We start from the raw sequence: 2,992 nt of genomic DNA, 5'->3' as shown, positions 1-2,992 counted from the left end.
AGCACGCCGTGGTGGTCACTCGCGCCGGCCGGGGTGTCGAGTAGCTGGTAGCCGGTCAGGGCCGGGGCCAGCGAGGCGGAGACCCAGATCCGGTCGTGCCGGTCCGGGCCAGCAGCTCCTCCTGTCCGGTGCGCTGGTAGAGCGCCCAGGCCGCGTCCACGTAGCCACAGCGCGCCAGCAGGGCGGCCACCCGCCGGTCCGGGACCGGCTGCCCGTCCGGGCCCGGGCTGGGTACGGGCCGCGAGGTTGTACGGCCTCATCGCCGCGTAGTCCGGCTCCGGCCAGCCGACCGGCGGAAAGTTGACATCACCCCCAATGGAATCCGACGGGTTCGCGGAATCTCGTGGGAGACCGCACCGGAACCCGAGGGTCGGTGTGGCACCGGCGAGGGTGGCACGTGGGTTGGCGGTGGTGAGCGCGTCGATCTGGCGCTCGAACTTCTGCCCGCCGGTCGAGGCGCGGGCGTAGCCGATGCGGATGTAGGTGAGCACCGCCGGCTCGGTGAGGAGGAGTTCGGTGGGCTCGAAGGGTGGCCATGATCATCATGGCGGTCGGCCATAGCTCGCCGCCTGCCTGGACTTCGTGCACTCCGGCGACACGCTCGTCGTCCCCGCGTTCGAGCAACTCTCCCGCTCCGTGCTGGACCTGATCGCCATCGTGAGCGACTTGCGTCGCCGCGAAGTCGGCTTCGCTTCGCTGCACGAAAACCTCGACACCACTGCCCCTGGCGGCTGGCACCCCGTGCAGGTCGATCGTCGCCGCGGGTCTGACGCTCGGTAATCCCCCATGGACTCCGACCCTCGGGGAACTTGTTGTCCTCCTCCGACGTCCATGCTGTAGACAAGGCAGCGTTACGAACGGGAGTGTGCAGCGGTGGAGATGTATCGGTATCACGCGGTGGCGAACGGGCTGCGGACGGATCACCCGATCCCGGATCTGCCGTTCGTCGACGACGCACACATCCCGGTGGACGACCCGAAGAGGATCTCGGCGGTGGGTCGCCATCCGGGCGGTGAGACGTGGGGTCGCCAGGACCGGGTCCGTGAAGGCGGGTGGGTGGCGTTCACGACCGACCCGGGCCGTCATGACCTGTGCTGGTTCGTGCGCTGGCATCCTGACCACGGCCGGTCGGTGGTGCTCTACCGGGACGACGACGCCTCCTTCGTGCACATGACCTACTGGGGGCCGGCTCTGCTGTACCGCGGCGGCGGCTACTGGTGGGACGGCGCCGGCTGGTACCGGCCGGCGCAGGTGTGGGACGCGGCGGGTGAGACCTACGTGCGCCGCTCGGTGCCCGGGGCGACGACCGTCAGCGCGGCCGATCTACTCGCCGGCGGCGGGGACGCCGCCCGCGGGCAGGTGTTCGCCGTGGCGGACGTCGACGCGGACACCGGCCGCGTCGATCCCGCCCGGCTCGTCGCCCCGTGGCTGAACGAACTCGCCTGCTGGGCCGGATACCGCCGCGAGGGTGCCCGGCCGCTGGCGGAGTGCGTGGTCCGCCTCGCTGCGCCGGAGCTCACCGGCGACCAGCTGGTCAGCCAGGTCGAACTCGCCACGATCGGCGGGATCGCCGCGTCGACCCTGCGCGCCTACCTTGCCCGCGGCGAGGGCGACGTCCCGCTGCCCCAGGCCAGCGTGGGCGGGCGCAGCGTGTGGTCGCGGCCGGTCGCCGAGGACTGGGCCGAGCGGCGCCGCCGCTCGGACGACGGCGTGAGGGAGACCATCCAGGCGACCCGGGGCGACGCGACGCAGCCCCCGGGGATCATCGACGTCTGGAACCGCTACGTCCGGATGTTCATGACGGGGCTGTGGGAGAACCCGAACCGGCGCCGGCGCTGGGCGCTGCGCTGGCGTAGCGAGGCGGCTGTGCGTGACCTCGCCGAGGATCTCGGCTGGTATGTCGCGGCCGATCTCACCGGCGAGGGTCTGGTCCCCATGGCCGACCTGTCGATCACGATCCGCAACGCGATCCTCGACGAGTTCACGACCGGCAGGGAGCTCGATGCCAGCACCGCCAGCGTCGTCGACGGATACGAGCCCACCTTCTACGGGATCAATCGCCCTGTCGCCGGGATGCTCGACTGGCTCATCCGCCACCGCCCCACCCTCGCCGCCTCCACCATCGCCTCGGTGATCGGCGAAGCCGAACGACGCGGCGTCCCCCGCCCCGTCAGCGAGGAGTCGATCCGCACCGCGCTGTCCCTGGACGGAACGCTCGACGCCGAGAGCTACGACGCCTTCCTTGAACGCGTCCTGACACCAGCAGACAGCTGATCCACAAACGCCGACCCGCACGTCCCACAGCGCCGCGGGTTCGACCGTGCGGGTCGGCGCGGTGTCTCACTGGGGTCGAGCGGGCCGAACGTCATCCGTCACAGCGTGTCTGCCGCGGCTGGGACCGGTCCCGTGATCGACGGCTTTGGGCGGGCCCGGCGTGTCGGGTGGGAGTGAACCCTAACGTGGGCGCGGATCGCTGTGCTCGCAGGGCATGGCGCCGCCACGAAGGGGGACGATCTGTGGCCGAGGTGCGGTTCAGCACCTACAACACGCTCAACCTGTTCGAGTCCGACAGCGCCGAGGAACGCGATCGGTACGGCCGGGTCGTGGAGGTCATCCGCGGCCTGGACGCGGATATTGTCGCAGTCCAGGAGATCATCGCGCAGGAGGTCGAGACCGCCGCGGCACGGTTGCGGACGCTGGCCGACGACACCGGGATGAAGTGTGCCTACGAGCCAGGGGCAGTCGCGATCGCCGCCGGCCGGCAGCGGTTCCATGTCGGTCTGCTGTGGCGGCCGGGGCTGAGAGTGGTGCCGGATTCGTATCGAACCTACGGTGCCGCCGACTTCTGGCACGCCCTCGCGAAGATCATTTTTGAGATCGACGGGCAGCGGGTGCAGCACGCCAGCCATCACGCGACACCGTTCGGCCGGCACATGCGGGCCGACCAGATGGAGCGGGTGGTCGCGGTGATGACACGGCCCGAGGGCGGGCC

General features: G+C 70.8%; 3 protein-coding genes and 1 pseudogene. 3 read left to right on the top strand and 1 reads right to left on the bottom strand.

What is annotated here, in order from left to right; genetic code table 11:
- Positions 1 to 491: pseudogene (locus U9980_RS26775) on the bottom strand (hypothetical protein); the annotation flags it as partial.
- An 82-nt stretch (positions 492 to 573) separates the two neighbouring features.
- Between U9980_RS26775 and U9980_RS26770 the strand changes: the two are divergent.
- The 3 genes from U9980_RS26770 to U9980_RS26760 form a co-directional block, all read left to right on the top strand.
- On the top strand, positions 574 to 780 hold the full coding sequence (locus tag U9980_RS26770) for a recombinase family protein (protein WP_322770468.1): 207 nt from the start codon (positions 574 to 576) through the stop codon (positions 778 to 780).
- Between the two features lie 99 nt (positions 781 to 879).
- Complete coding sequence (locus U9980_RS26765) at positions 880 to 2,274, top strand: hypothetical protein (RefSeq protein ID WP_322770467.1); 1,395 nt, start codon at positions 880 to 882, stop codon at positions 2,272 to 2,274.
- Positions 2,275 to 2,516: 242 nt separating this feature from the next.
- On the top strand, positions 2,517 to 2,992 hold a 476-nt coding region (locus U9980_RS26760), incomplete at its 3' end, for an endonuclease/exonuclease/phosphatase family protein (protein WP_322770466.1).

Source organism: Protofrankia sp. Cr1 (assembly GCF_963555865.1).
In the GTDB taxonomy this organism is placed as follows: Bacteria; Actinomycetota; Actinomycetes; order Frankiales; family Frankiaceae; genus Protofrankia.
Note: the sequence above shows the minus strand (reverse complement) of the source record. Positions and strands in the feature narration are given on the sequence as shown.

Excerpts from the sequence above, each read along its gene's own strand:
- U9980_RS26765 (WP_322770467.1), top strand. The coding sequence starts at position 880 with ATGTATCGGTATCACGCGGTGGCGAACGGGCTGCGGACGGATCACCCG.